The organism is Rhizobium sp. AG207R, assembly GCF_027109195.1.
Classification (GTDB): Bacteria; Pseudomonadota; Alphaproteobacteria; order Rhizobiales; family Rhizobiaceae; genus Rhizobium; species Rhizobium dioscoreae.
Window position 1 is genome coordinate 666,948 of the sequence record NZ_JAEPVT010000001.1, and the last position, 20,411, is coordinate 687,358.

At 59.6% G+C, this 20,411-nt stretch carries 18 protein-coding genes and 1 pseudogene; 15 read left to right on the forward strand and 4 right to left on the reverse strand.

Translation table 11 applies throughout. The features are described from left to right. Positions 1-50 precede the first annotated feature (50 nt). The 4 genes from JJQ51_RS02920 to JJQ51_RS02935 all read left to right on the forward strand — a co-directional run bounded on the left by JJQ51_RS02920 (position 51) and on the right by JJQ51_RS02935 (position 5,216). Positions 51-1,661, forward strand: a complete 1,611-nt coding sequence (locus JJQ51_RS02920; protein ID WP_152095169.1) for an ABC transporter substrate-binding protein — start codon at positions 51-53, stop codon at positions 1,659-1,661. Positions 1,662-1,759: 98 nt separating this feature from the next. Beyond that, positions 1,760-2,710 carry an ABC transporter permease gene (locus JJQ51_RS02925; protein WP_113331042.1) on the forward strand — a complete coding sequence of 317 codons (951 nt, stop codon included), beginning with the start codon at positions 1,760-1,762 and terminating at the stop codon, positions 2,708-2,710. Further along, entirely contained in the window at positions 2,707-3,558 is an 852-nt protein-coding gene (locus tag JJQ51_RS02930; RefSeq protein ID WP_269244261.1) for an ABC transporter permease, read from the forward strand. The genes JJQ51_RS02925 and JJQ51_RS02930 overlap by 4 nt, the downstream gene beginning before the upstream one ends. Positions 3,559-3,560: 2 nt before the next feature. Continuing rightward, positions 3,561-5,216: an ABC transporter ATP-binding protein gene (locus JJQ51_RS02935; RefSeq protein ID WP_145634691.1), complete on the forward strand. Its 1,656-nt coding sequence runs from the start codon at positions 3,561-3,563 to the stop codon at positions 5,214-5,216. Between the two features lie 138 nt (positions 5,217-5,354). Here JJQ51_RS02935 and JJQ51_RS02940 read toward each other — a convergent pair whose 3' ends face one another. Continuing rightward, complete coding sequence (locus JJQ51_RS02940; RefSeq protein ID WP_152095167.1) at positions 5,355-5,831, reverse strand: Lrp/AsnC family transcriptional regulator; 477 nt, start codon at positions 5,829-5,831, stop codon at positions 5,355-5,357. Positions 5,832-6,063: 232 nt separating this feature from the next. Here JJQ51_RS02940 and JJQ51_RS02945 point away from each other — a divergent pair, with 232 nt between their 5' ends. Both JJQ51_RS02945 and JJQ51_RS02950 read left to right on the forward strand, forming a co-directional pair. Beyond that, positions 6,064-7,389 carry an NAD(P)/FAD-dependent oxidoreductase gene (locus tag JJQ51_RS02945; RefSeq protein ID WP_269244262.1) on the forward strand — a complete coding sequence of 442 codons (1,326 nt, stop codon included), beginning with the start codon at positions 6,064-6,066 and terminating at the stop codon, positions 7,387-7,389. A gap of 97 nt (positions 7,390-7,486) precedes the next feature. Continuing rightward, positions 7,487-7,834, forward strand: a complete 348-nt coding sequence (locus tag JJQ51_RS02950) for a DUF488 domain-containing protein (RefSeq protein ID WP_113353551.1) — start codon at positions 7,487-7,489, stop codon at positions 7,832-7,834. 61 nt (positions 7,835-7,895) lie between these two features. Here JJQ51_RS02950 and JJQ51_RS02955 read toward each other — a convergent pair whose 3' ends face one another. Together JJQ51_RS02955 and JJQ51_RS02960 are read right to left on the reverse strand one after the other, a co-directional pair. Next, a complete protein-coding gene (locus tag JJQ51_RS02955) occupies positions 7,896-9,017 on the reverse strand; it encodes an HPP family protein (protein WP_269244263.1) in 1,122 nt (373 codons plus the stop codon). A gap of 53 nt (positions 9,018-9,070) precedes the next feature. Next, the gene (locus JJQ51_RS02960; RefSeq protein ID WP_113331046.1) at positions 9,071-9,976 is read right to left on the reverse strand and encodes a LysR substrate-binding domain-containing protein; all 906 of its coding nucleotides are present in this window, start codon (positions 9,974-9,976) and stop codon (positions 9,071-9,073) included. Positions 9,977-10,090: 114 nt separating this feature from the next. Here JJQ51_RS02960 and JJQ51_RS02965 point away from each other — a divergent pair, with 114 nt between their 5' ends. From JJQ51_RS02965 to JJQ51_RS02980, 4 genes and pseudogenes are all read left to right on the forward strand, one after another. Then, a complete protein-coding gene (locus JJQ51_RS02965) occupies positions 10,091-10,774 on the forward strand; it encodes a 5-formyltetrahydrofolate cyclo-ligase (protein WP_152095164.1) in 684 nt (227 codons plus the stop codon). A 190-nt stretch (positions 10,775-10,964) separates the two neighbouring features. Next, complete coding sequence (locus JJQ51_RS02970; RefSeq protein ID WP_069614447.1) at positions 10,965-11,276, forward strand: hypothetical protein; 312 nt, start codon at positions 10,965-10,967, stop codon at positions 11,274-11,276. A 9-nt stretch (positions 11,277-11,285) separates the two neighbouring features. Then, a pseudogene (locus JJQ51_RS02975) lies at positions 11,286-11,444 on the forward strand (proline racemase family protein); the annotation flags it as partial. A gap of 26 nt (positions 11,445-11,470) precedes the next feature. Further along, positions 11,471-12,457, forward strand: a complete 987-nt coding sequence (locus JJQ51_RS02980; RefSeq protein WP_269244264.1) for a GlxA family transcriptional regulator — start codon at positions 11,471-11,473, stop codon at positions 12,455-12,457. Positions 12,458-12,591: 134 nt separating this feature from the next. Here JJQ51_RS02980 and JJQ51_RS02985 read toward each other — a convergent pair whose 3' ends face one another. Beyond that, the gene (locus JJQ51_RS02985) at positions 12,592-13,737 is read right to left on the reverse strand and encodes an ROK family transcriptional regulator (RefSeq protein WP_113331049.1); all 1,146 of its coding nucleotides are present in this window, start codon (positions 13,735-13,737) and stop codon (positions 12,592-12,594) included. A gap of 201 nt (positions 13,738-13,938) precedes the next feature. On the opposite strand from JJQ51_RS02985, the gene JJQ51_RS02990 reads away from it, so the two are divergent. From JJQ51_RS02990 to JJQ51_RS03010, 5 genes are all read left to right on the forward strand, one after another. Then, on the forward strand, positions 13,939-15,216 hold the full coding sequence (locus JJQ51_RS02990) for an ABC transporter substrate-binding protein (RefSeq protein WP_152094036.1): 1,278 nt from the start codon (positions 13,939-13,941) through the stop codon (positions 15,214-15,216). A gap of 89 nt (positions 15,217-15,305) precedes the next feature. Then, positions 15,306-16,181, forward strand: a complete 876-nt coding sequence (locus JJQ51_RS02995; RefSeq protein WP_113353180.1) for a carbohydrate ABC transporter permease — start codon at positions 15,306-15,308, stop codon at positions 16,179-16,181. Next, positions 16,181-17,032, forward strand: a complete 852-nt coding sequence (locus JJQ51_RS03000; protein ID WP_113388728.1) for a carbohydrate ABC transporter permease — start codon at positions 16,181-16,183, stop codon at positions 17,030-17,032. The genes JJQ51_RS02995 and JJQ51_RS03000 overlap by 1 nt, the downstream gene beginning before the upstream one ends. Before the next feature lie 39 nt (positions 17,033-17,071). Further along, a complete protein-coding gene (locus JJQ51_RS03005) occupies positions 17,072-18,223 on the forward strand; it encodes an ABC transporter ATP-binding protein (protein WP_152095161.1) in 1,152 nt (383 codons plus the stop codon). Between the two features lie 17 nt (positions 18,224-18,240). Beyond that, positions 18,241-20,382 (forward strand): beta-galactosidase, encoded by a 2,142-nt coding sequence (locus tag JJQ51_RS03010; RefSeq protein ID WP_152095160.1) that lies wholly within the window; start codon positions 18,241-18,243, stop codon positions 20,380-20,382. Positions 20,383-20,411: the final 29 nt, after the last annotated feature.

A 20,411-nucleotide genomic window follows, 5' to 3' on the forward strand; every position in this document is an offset into this window, starting at 1 on the left:
CTTGCGACCAAGACGGGCATCCCATCAATCAATAGAAAAAGGGGAATGAGATGACTGACGGAATTACGAACTGGACCACCGCCGACGACGCGATGGTGGAGAACGCCATCAGGCGCGGTGCAACGCGGCGCGACCTCCTGAAACTGATGCTGGCGGGAGGTGTTGCGATATCATCGGCGGGCATCATTCTTAGCCGCGCCACGCAGGCCGTCGCAGCAGCGCCGGTTTCCGGCGGCGCTTTCAAGGGGGCCGGCTGGTCGTCCTCGACCGCCGACACGCTGGATCCCGCAAAGGCGTCCCTGTCGACGGACTATGTGCGCTGCTGCTCGCTCTACAATCGCCTGACCTTCATCGACAAGGCCGGCGTGACACAAATGGAGCTTGCCGAGAGCATCGAAAGCAAGGACGCCAAGACCTGGACGATCAAGCTCCGCAAGGGCGTGACCTTCCATGACGGCAAGGAACTGACGGCTGACGATGTCGTCTTCTCGCTGAAACGCCATCTCGACCCCGGCGTCGGCTCCAAGGTCGCCAAGATCGCCGCCCAGATGACCGGCTTCAAGGCCATCGACAAGTCGACGGTCGAAATCACGCTTGCCGACCCCAATGCCGACCTGCCGACCATTCTGGCCCTGCATCATTTCATGATCGTCGCCAATGGCACGACGGACTTTTCGAAAGGCAACGGCACGGGCGCCTTCGTTCTCGAAACCTTCGATCCGGGTAATCGGTCGGTCGTCGTCAAGAACAAGAACTACTGGAAGTCCGGCCAGCCCTATCTCGATTCCTTCGAGTTCTTCGCGATCAGCGATGACAATGCCCGCGTGAATGCCCTGCTCTCGGGCGACATCCATCTTGCCGCCGCCATCAATCCCCGCGCCGTGAAGCTGGTCGATGGCCAGTCCGGCTTCGCACTTTCGAAAACGACAAGCGGCAACTACACCAACCTCAACATGCGCCTCGACATGACGCCGGGGAACAAGAAGGACTTCGTCGACGGGATGAAGTCCCTGGTCAATCGCGAGCAGATCGTCAAATCGGCACTGCGCGGTTTTGGCGAAGTGGCCAACGATCAGCCCGTTTCCCCGGCGAACATCTACCATAACAATGACTTGAAGCCGAAAGCCTTCGATCCGGACAAGGCCAAGTTCCATTTCCAGAAGGCGGGCGTGCTCGGACAGTCCATTCCGGTGATCGCATCCGACGCGGCAGGCTCGTCGATCGATATGGCAATGATCATCCAGGCCGCGGGCGCGAATATCGGCATGAAGCTCGATGTCCAGCGCGTTCCGTCTGACGGCTATTGGGATAATTACTGGCTGAAGGCGCCGATCCATTTCGGCAACATCAATCCGCGCCCGACCCCCGACATCCTGTTCTCGCTCCTCTATGCCTCCAACGCGCCATGGAACGAGAGCCAGTATAAGTCGGAGAAATTCGACAAGATGCTGATCGAAGCTCGCGGCTTGCTCGATCAGACCAAGCGCAAGCAGATCTACGACGAAATGCAGGTGATGATCGCCGACGAGGCGGGCACCATCATCCCTGCCTATATCTCGAATGTGGATGCCATTTCGAGCAAGGTACACGGATTGGAAGCCAATCCGCTCGGTGGCATGATGGGCTACGCGATGGCGGAATATCTCTGGCTCCAGGCCTGACCCCTGCTGGACATCTCTCCCGGGGACGGTCGCGGCCGCCACCGGGAGCCGTCCCGCGAACGCCATTCGTTTCGTAGAACGCCGCAGGAGCGATTTGTTTGAGATCCGAGGTTTCCATTCTTGTCCTGAACCGGCTTTTAATTGCGATCATCTCCTTGTTGATCGTGTCGTTCGCCGTCTTTTTTGCAACCAGCATGCTGCCGGGAGACACCGCCTCGATCCTGCTCGGCCAGGCGGCTACGCCCGAGGCGGTTGCGGGCTTGCGCAAGGCCATGCACCTCGACGAGCCAGCGATCCTGCGGTTCATGGGATGGCTTTTGGGTCTGATGAGAGGCGACCTCGGCATTTCCTACGCGAATAACATGCCTGTCGCGCAGCTGATCGGCGGCCGCCTGGTGGCGACCTTGGAGCTTGCCGCCATAACGACGCTCGTCTCGGTGCCGCTCGCGCTGCTGCTCGGTATCACATCCGCCATGCTTCGCGGCTCCTATTATGATCGGCTCGTAACCGTCATCTCGATCGGTGTCATATCAGTGCCCGAATTCATGGTCGCGACGCTCGCTGTGTTGCTGTTTGCCGTCTATCTGCGCTGGCTGCCGGCATTGTCGTCGACGAGCGAGGCGCATACGCTCTTCGACCTCATGAAAATCTATGCCATGCCGGTCATCACGCTCACCTTCGTGATCTCCGCGCAAATGATCCGCATGACCCGGGCAGCGCTTATTGAGACGCTGAAGACCCCCTATGTCGAAATGGCGCTGCTCAAAGGCGCCTCACGCAGCCGCATGGTGTTCAGGCACGCATTGCCCAATGCTCTCGGGCCGATCGTCAATGCCATCGCGCTTTCGCTTTCCTATCTCGTCGGCGGCGTCATCATCGTCGAGACGATCTTCAACTATCCAGGCATCGCCAAGCTGATGGTGGACGCGGTCGCGACCCGCGATCTGCCGCTGATCCAGAGCTGCGCGATGATCTTTTGCCTTGGTTATCTCCTGTTGATCACCGCCGCCGACATCATTGCCATCCTGTCGAATCCGAGGCTGCGATGACCACGAAAAGCTTGGCTCCCCGCACTCCGTCCCTGTTTGGCTACAGGGTCAGCCCCGTTGGCGTCGTCGCCTTCGCCATCATTCTCGGCTGGACGATCGTCGCCCTGTTCGCACCCTATATCATCCCCTACTCTGTCGGTGACATCGTCGATACGGACTATTTCGGCCCGATAAGCGATCAATTATGGCTCGGCTCGGACTATCTCGGCCGAGACATGCTTTCGCGCGTCCTGATGGGCGCGCGCTACACGGTCGGCATTTCCTTGGCTGCGGTGGCGCTCTGCTGTCTTTGCGGCGTGGCGCTTGGCATGACGGCCGCGGTCATCGGTGGGTGGTTCGACACGATCCTGAGCCGGTTTCTCGATGCCCTGAACTCGATTCCAAGCAAGCTTTTCGGCCTGGTGGTCGTTGCCGCCGTTGGCTCTTCCATCCCCGTCCTGATCATTACGCTCGCCGTCATCTACACGCCCGGCGCCTATCGCTTTGCTCGCGCGCTCGCTGTCAATATCAATACGATGGACTTCATCACCGTTGCGCGTATCCGCGGCGAGAAGGTCGGCTATATCATCGCCTCCGAAATCCTGCCGAACATTCTCCGACCGGTCCTGGCGGACTTCGGCCTGCGCTTCGTCTTTGTCGTGCTCCTGCTCTCGGGCCTTTCCTTTCTCGGCCTCGGCCTGCAGCCGCCCCATGCCGATTGGGGAGCCCTGGTCCGCGAGAACATCGGCGGCCTGCCCTTCGCCGCCCCTGCCGTGATCGTGCCTTCCTTCGCCATTGCCAGCCTCACCATCAGCGTCAACCTGCTGATCGACAACCTGCCACGCAGGATCAGGGACAGGAGCGCATGACGATGACCAACCTCGTTGAAATCAGGAATTTGAAAGTCGAGGCCAGGACAGATTCCGGCCGCGTCATCGAGATTATCAAGGATGTCAGCTTCGACATCGCGAAGGGCGAAATCATCGCCCTCATCGGCGAAAGCGGCTCGGGCAAGACGACGATCGCGCTGACGCTCATGGGACATGCGCGGGAGGGCTGCCGCATCTCCGGCGGCAAGATTTACGTGGATGGTCAGGACATGGCCGCGCTTTCCGAAAGCGAGCGCGCAAAGGTTCGCGGCACGACGGTTGCCTATATCCCGCAAAGCGCGGCCGCCGCCTTCAACCCGGCCACGAAGATCATGGAACAGGTGATCGAGGTTACCCGCATTCACCGGCTGATGCCTCCCGAACAGGCCCGTCGTCGCGCGATCGAGCTCTTCCGGGCGCTGTCGCTGCCAAATCCCGAGACGATCGGCGAACGATATCCGCATCAGGTCTCCGGCGGCCAGTTGCAGAGGCTGGCAGCGGCCATGGCGCTGATCGGCGAACCCAAGCTCGTTATCTTTGACGAACCGACCACCGCGCTCGACGTGACGACGCAGATCGACGTGCTTAAAGCATTCAAATCCGTCATTCGCGCCGGTGATATTGCTGGAGTCTATGTGTCACATGATCTGGCGGTCGTCGCCCAGATCGCCGATCGCATCGCCGTGCTCAAGGGCGGCGAAATCCAGGAACTTGCGAAGACCGAGGCGATCCTGACGCGACCAAGCCATCCCTATACGCGCGAGTTGTTGGCCGCCTTCGAGCCGAAGCAGGCCATCCGGGATAGCAAGACAGGCGGGTCGATTGAGCCCGTATTGAGGATCGACAGCCTGGTTGCGGGCTATGGCGATCTCCAACCCAACGGCCTGCCGGCGGTCTGCGCGGTTCAGTCCGTGAGTCTCGAGGTGGAGAAAGGCAGGAATCTCGGCATCATCGGCGAATCCGGATGTGGAAAGTCGACGCTGGCGCGTGCGATCGCCGGAATACTGCCGGCCGTGTCGGGCACCATCGGCTTCAATGGCAGCGATATCAATCGCGCCGCCAAATCGCGTACGCGCGATCAATTGCGGGAGATGCAGATCGTCTTTCAATATGCCGACACCGCACTCAATCCGGCAAAGTCGATCGCCGACATTCTCGAGCGGCCCCTGGCATTTTATCACGGGATGGATCGCGAGGCCCGGGCGGCGAGGGTCGATCAACTGCTTGACATGGTGCGATTGCCCCGCGCGCTTCGCTATCGCTATCCGTCGGAATTGTCAGGCGGACAGAAGCAGCGCGTGAATTTCGCCCGCGCCCTTGCCGCCGAGCCACGCCTGATCATCTGCGATGAGATCACCTCCGCTCTCGACACCGTCGTTGCCGCCGCGATCATCGATCTCCTCAAAGAACTGCAGCGTGAGTTGCATCTGTCCTACATCTTCATCAGTCACGATCTTTCGGTCGTCGAGGCAATCTGCGACGAGATCGTCGTGATGTATGGCGGCAAGAAGGTGGAGCAAATCACGCGCGAGACCGCGAATGCGCCCCGGCACCCCTATTCGCAGCTGCTGTTCGGGTCGGTTCCGAAGCTCGATCCGACCTGGCTCGACAATCTCGTCCAGGACCCGGAGCTCAAGCGCGAATATGGGCACGGCTAGAGCGTGATGCCGAAAAGTGTCAGGGGATTTCGGACGACATCACGCTCTACTTCTTTGATTCTAGAGCGGATTCAGATTTTAGGTCGACTCGATCTAAAATCATCCGGCTCAAGCCGCCGACCTGGCCTTGAAAGCTCGTTACATGGGAAACAGGCTGGTCAGCGGCATATGCGACTTGACGATCGGTGATTTCAGCACGACGAAGCTGAAATATTTGTCGATCCCGATATCCATATCGGTCAGCCGTTCCATGATGGTCTGGTACTCGCCGATCCCAGCGGTTACGAACTTGATGAGATAGTCGTAGCCGCCCGATACGAGATGGCACTCGATCACCTGGTCGATTTTCTCGACCACGTTGAGGAAGCGCGCAAAATCGATCTGCCGGTGGTTCTTCAGGGTGATTTCGGTAAAGACGGTCAGCGTCTGCCCGAGTTTGGCGAGGTTGATCTGGGCCGAATAGCCTTCGATATATCCTTCCACTTGCAGCCGTTTGACTCGCATCAGGCATGGGCTGGGTGAAAGAGCCACCAGTTCGGCCAGCTCGACATTGGTGATGCGGCCGTTTCTCTGAAGCTCATAGAGGATTTTGATATCGATTCGATCCAGTTTCATCAGAGGTCCGCCATTGAAAGAGCGTCGGGGGAAGACGGCACGAAATGCTGTTATCACGCAAAGCAGAGCCTAACATATTGCCCCGTTATGTCTATCGGGAAGACAAATCTCCTTTGAAGCACAATAGTTTATAGACTGCATCAATCACGGCATAAAATTTTGTGGATCCACCATCTCCGGCAACGTCTGGCGAAGCAATGGGGTAGATTTGGTTCGAACCTGGAGATCGCGCATGCCTGCACCGCTTTGCCTTGTCGAAAGCTCGCCGATATTGCCGAAGTCAGCCGATGTCGTCGTGATCGGCGGAGGAATTGTCGGCGTTTTCGCCGCATACTATCTCGCACGGTCGGGCCTGCGCGTCGCCCTTGTCGAAAAAGGCCGGGTCGGGGCAGAGCAATCCAGCCGCAATTGGGGATGGTGCCGGCAGCAGAACCGCGATGGGCGGGAACTGCCGATCGCGACGAAAAGCCTCGATCTTTGGGAGCGATTTGCCGCCGATAGCGGCGAGGACACAGGCTTCCGCCGCTGTGGCCTGTTCTATCTCAGCAATGACGAACAGGAGATCGCCGGTTGGGCGCGCTGGCACGACTTTGCGAGAACCGTCGGTGTCACGACGCATATGCTCGACAGCGCTGCAGCGAGCGAACGTGGCCGCGCCACGGGGCGCATCTGGAAAGGCGGAGTTTTCTCGCCGACGGACGGGGTTGCCGATCCGGCCAATGCGGCGCCGGCGGTGGCACGCGCGATCATGAAGCTAGGCGGCACGGTCCATCAGAATTGCGCTGCCCGAGGTCTGGAAACGGAAGCGGGGCGCGTCAGCGGCGTGATCACCGAAAACGGCGCGATCCGCACCAAGACCGCGATTCTCGCCGGTGGCGCCTGGTCGTCATCCTTCTGCCGACAGCTGGGCATTCGCTTTCCTCAAGCCTCCGTTCGTTCATCCATTCTGGCCGTTTCGGCCGGTGCCGAAGGATTGCCGGATGCCTTGCACACCAGCGGCGTATCGGTCACGCGACGTGGCGACGGCGGCTATACGCTGGCCATCAGCGGTCGCGGCCGGGTTGACGTGACGCCTCAGCAATTGAGGTTCTCGTCGCAATTCATTCCCATGTTCCTCAAGCGGCGAAAAAGCCTGTCGCCCGGCGGTCTCGAAGGCTTTCGCTCCGGTCATGAATCGCTGAAGCGCTGGCGGCTCGATCGAACGACGCCGATGGAGCATATGCGCATTCTCGATCCAAGACCGGACCATGCCACGATCGAACTGACGCATGCGAGAGCCCTGGAACTCCTGCCGGAGCTTCACATGACGAGGATCACGGCCGCCTGGGCAGGCTATATCGACAGCACGCCGGACGGTGTTCCCGGCATTGGGGAAATCCAGGGCCTTCCCGGCTTCATCCTCGCCGCCGGATTTTCCGGCCATGGTTTCGGGATCGGGCCTGGCGCCGGCCATTTGATTGCCGACATCGTGACCGGTGCAGCGCCTATCGTCGATCCGACGCCCTATCATCCAAGCCGCTTCGCCTCATCCGTTTGGGGCAAGGTCGCTGATTTCTAAAATACAAAAGCCGCGCCGGTCTCCTGATTATCGGCCACGCTTCCGCGGACGGATGTTATCATCGGCAAGGGGTAGCCGCCCCGGAAAGGCGATGGACATGCCTCTACACATCAAACGAATTTACGAACCCGCTGATGACGGCGACGGCAAGCGTATCCTGGTCGACCGTCTATGGCCTCGCGGCATCAGCAAGAACGATGCTCATATTGACGCCTGGTTGAAAGACCTTGCGCCGAGCGCTGAGCTGCGACGCTGGTTCGGTCACGATCCCCAAAAATGGGATGAGTTTCGCCGGCGCTACCAGGATGAGCTCAAGAAGAACTCGAAGGCAGTGGAAGAGCTTAGGGACCAAATCGGACAATCAACCGCAACCCTTCTTTATGGTGCGAGAGACACCGAGCACAATAACGCTGTCGTGCTCATGGACTTCCTCACCAATCGGTAGATCATTGACCGGCATTGTCATCGCCCGAAGATGGAAGTATGTCGAAACCTCCGCGCGGATTTCAGGCGACGGCCTGAGCCGGGGCATCGCGGGGCGGCAGAAGTCGCGCCATCGCGCTCAACAAATCCGTCTGCGATATCAGACCAAGAACGCGCCGATCGGCATCAATGACGATGACCGCGTGTGTGCGTCCGTCCGTCAGAACAGGCAGGAGCGAAAGAGCAGGATCGGTCGCGTCGGCGACAGCCGGTTTCGATATGGCGTGCGCGATGGCGTCGAGGCCGCTGGAGAGCTCGCGCAAACCAACCGTACCGATCAGGCGGCCCTCCCGATCCTTGACCGGCAATGTTCGAATATTGTGCTTCAGCAGAAGATGTCTCGCGTGATCCGGCTCAGCATCCTCGCCAATGGCGATGACATCGCGCGACATGATGTCGGCGCAGCTTATATCTCCATGCGATCGCACCGCTGCCTGCAGTTCGACCTGCCGCAAGAGGCGGCTGAGGTCGGCGCGATCGATATCGAAGGTCTCGTCCAGCACGCCCAAGGCGGCATCGACATCTTCTTCTCGAAAGCCCACCCGCAAGGGCGGCGGAAGATCACGTGTCTGATGGATATTCTCGGCAGGCTTTGCGGCGACATGCGGATAATTGCGCCTGGAAAGCTTGTGAAACATAAGTCCGAGGCCGACGAGTATGCAGGAGTTCAAGGCAACCGGCACGAACGGAAACAGGAAGCCCCAGCCTGCGACGACCGGGCCGCCGAGAACGGCGGTCAAGGCGGCAGCACCGCCTGGCGGATGCAGGCATCGCGTAAATGACATCGCTCCGATCGCAAGCGAGACGCCGACCCCGATCGCGATGATCGGATCATGGATGAGATAGGTGGCAATGATACCCATCATGGCTGAAATGGTGTTGCCGCCAATAATCGACCAAGGCTGGGCAAGCGGACTTGCTGGAACCGCGAAAAGCAGCACCGCGGATGCTCCCATCGGCGCGACGATGAGCGGAAGATGCGGCCCCTGACCGAAGAGATAGCCGCTGATCACGCCGGTAAGGCCGATGCCGATCAAGGCACCAAGGCACGCGATCAGCCGTTCGCGCAAGGTGGCTCCGGCCAGGATCGGGGAAAACAAGCGGAACCGGCTGGATCCCGCCTTATGGGATTCTGGATGCTGCATGATGAAACCAGTTTTAGAGAAGGGCTTTCCTTGGATGAACGGCGGGACGCTGGCTAGTTCGACGGTAGCGGCAGGCCCTTGCCCCTGGTGGCGCCGAGGACCTCTTGAAACGCATCGAGCGAACTCGGACGACCATTCTTGCGCGAGATAAGGATCGTGTCGACCATGGCGAGCTGGTGAGTCACCGATGTCGCCGGCCAGTGCATGAGATCGAGAACCGATCTTGGCATGACACCGGCTGCGTTGCCGGTCGCCACACTGGCCAGAATCGCATGATAGGAGCCAAGTTCGGTCGTTGGCAGAGAGCTCGACCTGCGCGCCCAGCCTTCTGCAATCCCGCGATAAGTGCATCCGGGCTCAAGGGCAGCAATCGAACCAACGCGCAAATCGGCAGCCGACCGGATCGGCGGATGCCCGGATGGCAGCAGGAGCAGCAGATCCTCGACAAATACCGGTTCGGCTTCGAGCTGTTTGAGTTCAGCCGCGAAACTTGGATCTTCATCCAGCATTGCCTTTGGCGGCCGGGCGATCAGCGCGCAGTCCAGAACATCGCGCAGAACATCTTGAGCAAGGTCGCGGGAGGCGCCAAGCGTCAGCTTGAGCGATACATCCGGCCACATTTGGTTGAACCGGCTGAGCGCCGCGGGCAGCCGGCTTGCCGCCGTGCTTTCCATTGTCCCCAGACGCAATGTGCCCGTTGGGCGCTGGGGCCTGACCGCCTGACGCGCCTCGAGCGCAAGCGCGGCGAGCCGATTGGCATAGCGGTGAAATGTCTCGCCTTCTTTCGTCAGGGTCATCTTCTTGCCGTCGCGGCTGAAGAGCAGGACGCCCAGATCGTCTTCCAACTGCTGAATGCGCGTCGTCACGTTCGACGGCACGCGCCCCACGGCCTTCGCGGCCTTGGTCACGCTGCGGTCACTGGCCACGGCAAGGAAGATCTCGATTGATGAGAGGTCCAATTGAAAGATCTCGATTCAGGAATTAAGTTGCCTTATTATTCCCTATATAAAAATCATTGTCGCAGCTCAAGCATGTTTCGGTATCGAGCCAGGAAATGGAGTTCTGACGGGCGGATGGCAAAACCAGATCAACGTGAAACCGACGAGGCAATCCGCGAATACGCATCGCCTGCCTGCATGTTGCACGAGGTCGACCCAGCCTATAGCGGCATTTCACCCGATGAAGACCGGACTTCGGATATTTTCGCGTGGCGAAGGACTGAGCGGCAAAGGCTGATCGGCGAGCGAAAGGCGCTGCCAATCGCAAAGCGTGAAGAATATGCAGGCGCGATCGCCACCTATCTCGATCAGATTGTCACCGATATAGATGGCAAACATATCAGCCTGTTCTGGCCCTTCTCGGGAGAGCCGGACTTGAGAGGATGGATGGCGGCCTTGACGGCACGCGGCGCGGATTGCCTGTTGCCGGTCGTTGTCGCCAAGGCAGAACCCTTGATATTCCGATCATGGAAAACAGGAGAGCGGCTCGAACGCGGGGTATGGAACATTCCCGTGCCGGCAGAGGGCAGGCAAGCGGTTCCCGATATCGTCATCGCGCCCCTGGTCGGCTTCGATCCAGCCTGCTACCGTCTTGGTTATGGAGGCGGATTTTTCGACAGAACCCTTGCGGCCCTCGAGCGCAAGCCTTTGGTCATCGGCGTCGGCTTCGAATCGCAGAGGATCGATACCATCCGTCCGCTCGCTCATGACATTCCGATGGACGTGATCGTCACGCAAGCGGGACCGCGCTATCGATGAACTCAAAGCCCCTTTCCTGCCCGGCATTAAGCCTGCCAATTCCGACGGATGCTGAACGGAGCGGCAGATCGCCGCACAAACGGGCAGCAGTCTACACCTGAGCTCCGATATACCCGGCCGGATTAACGCCTGCGCCTATTGGCACATGAATTGCGTCTTTACGATTGATCCATCGGAAGAGACGATATTCATGCTGTCCATTCTCCTGCCGCTACTTTTGAGCATTTCCCTCGGCTTGAGCTGGAACAGGTTTCTGCTGACCTTCGCAAGCCGCGGTGACAGCCTTCAAAACCAGATGCCGGTTACGATGGTCGCGGCGGCAGTCAGCCTGACGGCCCTTGCACTGTCCTTTGCCGATAAGGGGCCGTTACTGGGAAGTGCCATCGTCTTGCTCGGCCTGCTGCTCGCGGCCATCAGCAAGAGCCTTTCCCACCCCGCTGCCATTGTGGCGCTTTCCGCCGTCAGCCTTGCGGCTTATCTCCAGTTTACGGGGTACCACTGAGCCACCGATATCTGCACGGTATTCGAAGCATACATCGAGTCCGACGTTGAAATCGGAGATTTCCGCGACATCAGGCCTAGCGTCGGGGGCTGGGCGCGGATCATCGGCCACAATACGATCTTCGTCGACGATCGAGATCCTTTGGCCTATGGTTTCCAGATCAAATAGAAGAGGTCTGTCCGTCGAGGCATTGCATGAAATCCGTCAAACAAGAAGCTAAGCACGATCCCTTGAAGGTCGGATTCATCCTCGCGCGATCATTTACGCTTTCCGCCTTCGCCCTGTTCGTGGATACGCTGAGATTGGCGAGCGACGAAGCCGATAAATCCGGCAGGGTGCTGGCCGACTGGCAGGTATTGGGTAGCACCCGGCATCTCATCACATCGAGCTGCGGTGTTCAGGTCGCACCGACGTCGGACTTTATCGACCCAAAGGAATTCCATTACATTGTCGTCGTCGGCGGACTCTTGAATGCCGACATCACGATCGATCAGCAGACTTCCGATTATCTGAAGAAGGCCGCGGCTCAGAAGATCCCGCTGATCGGGGTCTGCACCGGCACGTTCATCTTGGCACGCCTTGGCTTGATGAAAACACACCAGACCTGCGTCAGCTGGCTGCATTATCAGGCCTATCGGGAGCAATTCCCCGAGAACCCCGTTCGCTCCGATCGCCTGTTCAATCTCGACCGGAGCCGCGGATCATGCGCCGGCGGAAGCAGCGCCGCCGATATGGCCGCCTTTCTCGTCAGACGACACATCAGCCGGGACGCCGAGCGAAACGCGCTTGAAGTGCTGCAGATTGAGCGCGCTCGATCCGGGCTGGATATCCAACCGCGCAAGCCGCTCGCGATCGAATGTCAGGACCCACGCCTGAAGGCCGTGCTGATTACCATGGAAAGCCATATCGAGGACGTGGTGCCGACCGAAGATCTTGCCGCATCGGTCGGACTGTCCCGACGGCAGCTTGAACGTCTGTTCACCGAGGAAATGAAAACCTCTCCCGGCGTCGTCTACACCCGTATTCGCATGGAACGGGCCAAGCAGCTGGTTCTCCAGACAGAGGCTCCGCTCATTGAAATCGCACTGGAGGTCGGCTTCGATAGCGCGTCTCATTTTGCTAGGCTCTTTCGCCGGCTCTACGGACAATCTCCCACGGAGTTGCGTCGCGCGCATGCCTGAAGCAGCCGTCGAAACGTGACGTGACAATGGCTGCCGGCATCCACCAAGGATGCTCCCGATGAGGAGCGAGCCGCGCCTCAGGCAGGCGATCTTGGCGACATGGTGCGCATATGCGGATCATGCGCGCAGCGGTATCATTCAACGTCCAGATCAAAGAAATGCTGGGTCGCCAGAGCTGCGGCGCCCCGCGCCCAGGAGCCTGGCACCCAGTCAGGAAGTAATTCCGGCGTATTCAAGAAGACATATTTTGCCATCGAACGGCGGATCGGCTCAAGAATCGCCTCGCCAAACTGCATGGCTTCGCCGCCCGCGATGAGGACCTCGGGATCGAACAGGTTCACCAGATCGGCCAGATGGCGCCCGATCAGCTCCCCCGCCTCTGCCATGACCTGGAGAGCCGCCGGATCGCGGCTATCAATCGCGGCTGCGAATTCATCGCGATTGGCCTTTGCGCCTCTTTGTCGGCCCCAGTCTTCGATCATCGCGGCCTCGGCTGTGTGCGCCTGAAGGCAGCCCCTTCTCCCGCATTCGCAAAGACGTCCGCCGGGAACAGTGATGATGTGGCCGAGCTTTCCGGCCAGGCCATGGCTTCCGTGATAGATTTCCCCACCCATAACGAGCGATGACCCGACGCCGGTGCCAACGGCGATCGTCGCGAAATTGCTGTAATTGCGGCCCGCGCCGAAGAGCCGCTGCGCGACGGTGAAGGCGCTGATATCGTCGTCGATCCAGACCGGAACATGGACCCGCTCACGCAGCAGCTCGGGAAAAGCAAGATTGCGCCAACCGAAGCGCGGGCTCTGGACGCAGATGCCGTTGACCGCGTCCACCTCGCCCGGGATGGAAACGCCGACCCCCATGACCGGCAAACCGGTGCGGCCAGCATCGGCAAGAAGCTTCGGGATGGCCGTCGCAATCGCCTCGACCATTGTTTCCGGTCGCGTATCCGGCACAGGCATATCGAAGGAGGCGATCGGCGTCGTGGCGAGATCGGTCAGGACACAATCGATGCTGTCGTGGCGAAGCTTGAAGCCGACAGCCAGATGACCATCATAATTAATATCGACCGGCACAGGCCGCCGACCCGTGGCACCCGTCTGCGCTTTTCCCTCGATGACAAGCCCCTCCTCGACCAGCTCCGTGACCACGAAAGTCACGGCCGCCGGGCTGAGGCCCGTCACGGTGGCGATTTCGGCGCGCGGCATCGCTCCGCGATTACGCAGCAGGTTCAGGATGAGCCGCCGGTTGAGGGCTCGGGAGGTACTAGGGTTGCCGCGCACGGTGATCCTTTAAATTTATTTTGTAAATTAACTATTGTCGCTTCTTGGAAGATACGGTATGCAATAGCGCATGGCAATGGAGGAATGTCTGCTTGTATCAGCACAAGCGGAATTGCCGGTTTATTGCGTAGTTTCTGAAGGTTAGTGGCTGCTCACGTCGGTGGGCGGGCCTGGAATTTGATGTGCCTCGGGAGGAAAAAGATGGCGTCGAAGAACGAACTTTCACTCGTCAATGCAATCAGGGCGTCTCGGCGCCAGTTCATGATCGGCACGGGCGCTGCCCTGGCCGCCACGGCGCTTTATCGGCCGGCAATTGCCAATGGCGGCGAGGTGACGATCATTTCGGATATCGGCAATGCCGATCAGCGCGCCGTCCTTGACCGCATCGCGGCCGATTTTACCAAGAAGACGGGGACGAAAGTCACCATCAACAATATGGATCACGAGGCTCACAAGACGGCCATCCGCAGTTACCTCGTCGTCGGCGCCCCGGATATCTGCTTCTGGTTCTCCGGCAATCGCATGAAGGCATTTGTCGATCGCGGACTGTTCGACGACATTTCCGACCTGTTTGCCAAGGAAGGCTATAGCGATAAGCTCGGCGCTACCATGACGGCCGTCACCGTCAACGGCAAGCAGTACGGTCTGCCGCTTGGCGGCATTCTCTGGGGACTTTTCTATCGCAAGGATGTTTTCGCCGAGAAGGGCTGGACGGCGCCCAAGAACTGGGACGAATTCTTGAAATTCGGCGAGGCGGCGAAATCCGCCGGCATGACCCCGATCAGCATGGGTACGAAGGAACTCTGGCCGACCGGAGGCTGGTTCGATCACATGAACCTGCGCATCAACGGTCTCGACAAGCACCTTGCGCTGATGGAAGGCAAGATCGCCTATACCGACCCGATGCTGAAGCCGGTCTTCGACAAATGGGAAGAGCTTATCAGGGCCAATTTCTTCTCCGCCAACGCGCCGTCCTTCGGCTGGGAACAGGCAGGCGCGGCCCTGGCGCAGAAGAAGGCCGCGATGATGGACCTTGGAGGCTTCATCAAGTCCGCCTTCCCGGCAGGCGACGAGGGCCAGATCGCCTTCGCTCCCTTCCCGGAAATCGTCTCCGGTGTCGAACGCTACGAGGATTTCTCGGTCAACTCCGTGCATATCCCGGCCAAGGCGAAGAACCGGCAGGGTGCGCGTGATTTCCTTGCTTACTTTTATCAGCCTGACAATCTCAGCGCATTCCTCGAAGCCGAAGGAACCATTCCGCCGCGCAACGATTGCCCACCCAGCAAGGACCCCTTGGTCAACATCGCCGTGGAGTCGCTCAGGAGCGTGAAGGGAACGGCGCAATATTATGACCGTGACACCGACCCGGACATGGCGCAGGACGGCATGAAGGGCTTCCAGGAATTCACGGTCAAGCCCGAGCGTCGCGACCAGATCCTGGCGCGGCTCGAAAAGACGCGCGCGCGCATTTTCAAATAGTCCTCCCGGACCAAGGCGCGGCGGGCATCGGCTTTAAGCCCTCACCCCGCCGCGCGTGCCTTGAATTATCGAACCAAAAAGTCTGAGCCATGTGGAAAAAACACAGGAACTGGCTGACGCCTGTCCTCTTCATCGTGCCGGGATGCATCCTATTCGGAACGATCATCATCGCTTCCTCGATCCAATCGATCTGGATTTCCTTCTTCGATTGGGACGGCGTCGGACAGAAGAGCTGGGTGGGATTGGCAAACTATTCCGAGCTTTTTGCCGACCCGCAATTCTACGTCTCGCTGAAGAACAACATCATCTGGCTCGTCATGTTCATGGCGGCGCCGCCGCTTGGGCTGGCACTGGCACTGCTCGTCAACCAGCAGATCGCCGGCATGCGGATCTTGAAGTCGCTCTTCTTCATTCCGCTCGTACTCGCCACGGTCACCGTCGGTGTCGTATTCGGCTGGGTCTATGATCCGAATTACGGGCTTCTTGCGCTGATCTTCAATCTCTTCGGCGCGACGGCGCCTGCCCTGCTCGCCGATGAGCATTTCGTCACCTTCGCCGTGGTTGCCGCCGCGCTCTGGCCACAGATCGCCTTTTGCATGGTGCTCTTTCTCGCCGGCCTCAACAATCTGAGTTCCGATATCATCGGGGCCGGACGTGTCGATGGTGCGCGCGGCTGGAACATGCTCTGGCACGTCGTCCTGCCGCAATTGCGCCAGGTGGGTTTCATCGCTCTTGCCGTGACCGTTGTCGGCGCCTTGCGATCCTTCGACATGATCGCGGTAATGACATCAGGCGGGCCCTTCGGCTCGTCGGAGGTGCTGGCCTACCAGATGTACGAGCAGTCGATCTTCTCCTATCGTTTTGGCTACGGCGCGGCGATCGCCACCGTCCTCTTTGCAATCATGATCGTTTTCATCACCTGGTATCTGCGCGTCATGGTGCGCATGGAACGGGAGACACGCTGATGTATCCTCGCCCCATCCCCGAAGAAAAGCCCGTACTTCGCGGCCTTTATGCCGGCTTCGTCGGCCTGATCCTGATCCTCTGGCTGCTGCCCCTCTTCGCGGTCATGTTGACCGCATCCAAGACGGCCGATGAAATCATGGCCGGCAAATACTGGACATGGCCCGAGCACGTCAATCTCGTCGAGAATTTCCAGGCGGTCTTCCAGCAGACGAACATGTGGGGCTATTTCATCAATAGCCTCATCATCACGCTGCCTTCGGTGCTGCTGGTTCTCCTATTCTCGACGCTGACCGGCTATGTGCTCGCGCGCTATAATTTTCGCGGCAACGCCCTGCTCTTCTCGCTCTTCGTCGGCGGCAACTTCCTGCCCGCGCAGATCATGATGATCCCGGTGCGCGATCTCATGGTCTCGGTTGGCCTCTACGACACCTATTTCGCATTGATCATCTTCCATGTCGCCTTCCAGACCGGCTTTGCCACCCTGTTCATGCGCAATTTCATAGCGGCTCTGCCCGACGAATTGTTTCAGGCCGCGCGCGCGGAAGGCGCGTCCCCCTGGCAGACGATGCGCCATGTCGTCATACCGCTGATGCGGCCGGCGCTGGCAGCCCTTGCGATCCTGATCTTCACCTTCGTCTGGAACGATTACTTCTGGGCGATCGTGCTCACCCAGAGCGATGTCGTGAAACCGGTAACGGCGGGCCTGAACAATCTCAGAGGCGAGTGGACCTCCGCCTGGAATATCGTGGCGGCGGCAACCTTGTTCGTCGCCGTCCCACCGGTCCTGATGTTCTTCCTGATGCAGAAACATTTCATCGCGGGCCTGACCATGGGCGCCGTCAAGGGCTGACATGTCCCATACCGCGCGAACAGATTTGGAGTATCACTCATGAGCCATGTAAAGCTGATCGACATCGACAAACATTATGGCGGCTATCACGCCCTGCGTTCGGTCAATCTTTCCGTCGACAAGGGCGAGTTCATCGTCATGGTCGGCCCGTCGGGCTGCGGCAAGTCCACCACGCTGAAGACGATCGCGGGGCTCGAAAACATCAGCTCCGGCGAGATTTGGATCAACGGCCGCGACGTGACGCGCGAGGAGCCGGGCGATCGCGGCATTGCCATGGTCTTCCAGTCCTATGCGCTTTATCCGCATATGACGGTCGCCGAGAACATGGGCTTCGGCCTGAAGATGGCGAAGCGCCCGCAAAGCGAGATCGATGCGGCCGTCAAACGCGCGGCCGAAATCCTCAGAATATCCGACCAGCTCGACAAGCGCCCGAAGCAGCTTTCGGGCGGCCAGCGCCAGCGCGTCGCCATCGGCCGCGCCATCACCCGCTCGCCGGAAGTCTTCCTCTTCGACGAACCGCTCTCCAATCTCGATGCCGCGCTGCGCACGCAAATGCGCGTCGAGCTTTCAACGCTGCACCAGCAGCTTGGCTCGACGATGATCTATGTGACGCACGATCAGGTCGAGGCGATGACCATGGCGAGCCGCATCGTGGTGTTCAACAAGGGTATCATCGAGCAGGAAGGCGCGCCGCTCAATCTCTATCACAATCCGGCAAACCAATTCGTCGCTGGCTTTTTGGGCGCACCGCGTATCAACTTCGTCAATGCGAAGCTCGTTTCCCTCAGCGACGGTATTGCTGAAGTCGCGCTGGAAGCCGGCGACACGACGGTCCATGTTCCGGTGGCCGATGTCGGCGATCTTAAGGCGCAAGCCAGCCTGACGCTGGGAATTCGGCCGGAATCGTTGAAGATGGGCGCCCTCAACGAAGACACAGCCATTTCATTCGACGGCAAGGTCGGGTTGGTCGAGCAGCTCGGCCGTGAAACCATTCTCTATGTCGATGCGGGTCCGCTCGCAACGATCGGATCTGAAAGCGGCACGCGCAATTTCACCGTTCAGCTCGGCAATGCCGCCGGCTTTTCGGCCGGCGAGCAGATCAAGCTATCCGCCTCGACATCGTCCCTCTATCTCTTCGGTCCCGATGGCAGAACCCTCAGCCGGCCGAAGTCAATCATTGCCTCTCTGTAAAGAAAGCTTGTGACCTCATGAAAGTTTTGGAAAGAAAGCCGCTATCCGTCTGGCGGACGCTCAATCTCGACGGCTTCTTGGTCGGCGTGCCGCATTATCCCGAACATGTCGACGAGAGTTATTGGGACCGCGATGCGGAACGCATGGCGACCGCCGGTTTCAACACCGTTCGCATGGCGGAATTCGCCTGGCATATCATGGAGCCGCATGAGGACCATTTCGACTTCTCGCTCTTCGACAAGGCAATCGCCGGCCTGGCCAAGCACGGCATCAAGACCATTCTCTGCACGCCGACGGCAACGCCGCCGCGCTGGCTGACTGCGAAGTACCCCGAAGTCCTGCGCGTCGATGCCAATGGCCGGCAGGCAAGCCATGGATCGCGCCAGCATTGCGACACGACGAGCCCGGTGCTGCGCCGGCACAGCCAACGGATTACCCGTGCGATGGCCGAGCACTACCGGGACAATCCTCACGTCATCGGCTGGCAGACGGATAACGAGCTGAACACGACGACTTCCGAGAGCTATTCGCCCTCGGCACTCATCGAGTTCCAGAAGTTCTGCCGCGCGAAATATGGAACGATCGACGCGCTGAATTTTGCCTGGGGCGGCGACTTCTGGGCAACGGCGTACCAGACCTTCGACCAGATCGTCTTCCCACAGCCGATGAACCCGTCCTTCTCCAGCCCTGGTCACGTGCAGGACTATCATCGCTTTCTCGCCTTCGCGACGGCCCTCTTCCAGCACGATCAGGTCGAAATCCTGCGGGCGACCAATCCCGCATGGTTCATCTTCCACAATCTCGGCGGCCTTGTAGATATCGATTTCCGCGGCCAGTTCGGCCAGGATCTCGATTTCATCGGCTTCGATATCTATCCGTTCCTCTATGACGAAATGCGTCGCGGCGGCGGTCATGCGATTACACAGGCCTTCCATCTCGACCAATGCCGCGCCTATTCCGGCAATTTCATCGTCCCGGAACAGGCCTCCGGCCTCGGCAGCCAGCCCGGCTTTTCCTCCTCCGTGCCGGAGCCGGGCGAGATGCGCCGCATGGCGATGACCTCGGTATCGCGCGGCGCGGACGGCCTGATGTTCTTCCGTTGGCGGCCGGCGCATTTCGGCGCCGAGATCTACTGGAACGGCATTATCGACCATGACGACGTTGCGCGCCGTCGCTACGAGGAAGCCAAGCAATTCGCATCCGACATCCGCAAGATCGAGGACAAGCTGCTCGGCACGACCGTCCGCATGGATATTGCCATCGCCGGAGCGGATTTCGATAATCAGGAAGCCTACAAGAGCTACGCGATCGGCCTGCCAAGCCCGATGCAGGATGCAGCCCATCTGCACCGCGCATGCTATGAGGCGGGCATAGCCTGCGGCTTCATCCATCCGGAAGATGATCTCTCGCGCATCAAGGCCCTCTATGTTCCCCATTGGGTCATGTGGAAGGAGGAGTGGTCGAAAGCCGTGGAGAAGTTCGTCGCCGATGGCGGTACGCTCATCCTGTCGGCGATGACCGGAACTCGCGACGACAACAATCACATCATCCGTACCCAGGCACCGGGCAAGGCGCTCGCGGAGCTTTCCGGCGTGCGTGTCCATGAATTCGGTCCTGTCTCCGCTCCAGGAGCGGATGGACTGTTCACCGGTTTCCGCGAGGGCGGCATCGGCAGCCACCAACCGTCGCCACGTCCGGCCGCAACCTCGGCCTCGCGCAAATATGCCTATACGATCGGCAATCGTCAGCTGGAAGCCGGACACCTTTACGAGAAGCTGGAGACATCCGCCGACACAGAGATCATCGGCCGCTGGTCCGACCGTTTCCTGGAAGGCACGCCGATGCTGACGCGCAGCCGGCATGGCAATGGTCAGGTCTACTACCTCGGCACCTATCTCACCGCGCCGCTCGCGGAGGTCATTCGCGAGCTTCTCGTCAGCAACGATGTTGCCGCGCCGCTGGTGCAGGATATGCCTAATGGCGTCGAAGTGTCACTGCGCGAAGGTGGCGGCAGGAAGCTGCTGTTCGTGCTCAATACCGAGCATGAAACGAAGATCGTCAATCTGCCGGCGGGTACCGACCTGCTGACGGGCAAAGCCATATCAGGCGCGACCGAGCTTGCCGGCTACGGCGTATTGGTGATCGAGCAACCGGTCTGATATCACTTGTGACGTCTCCGGCGCAGAGG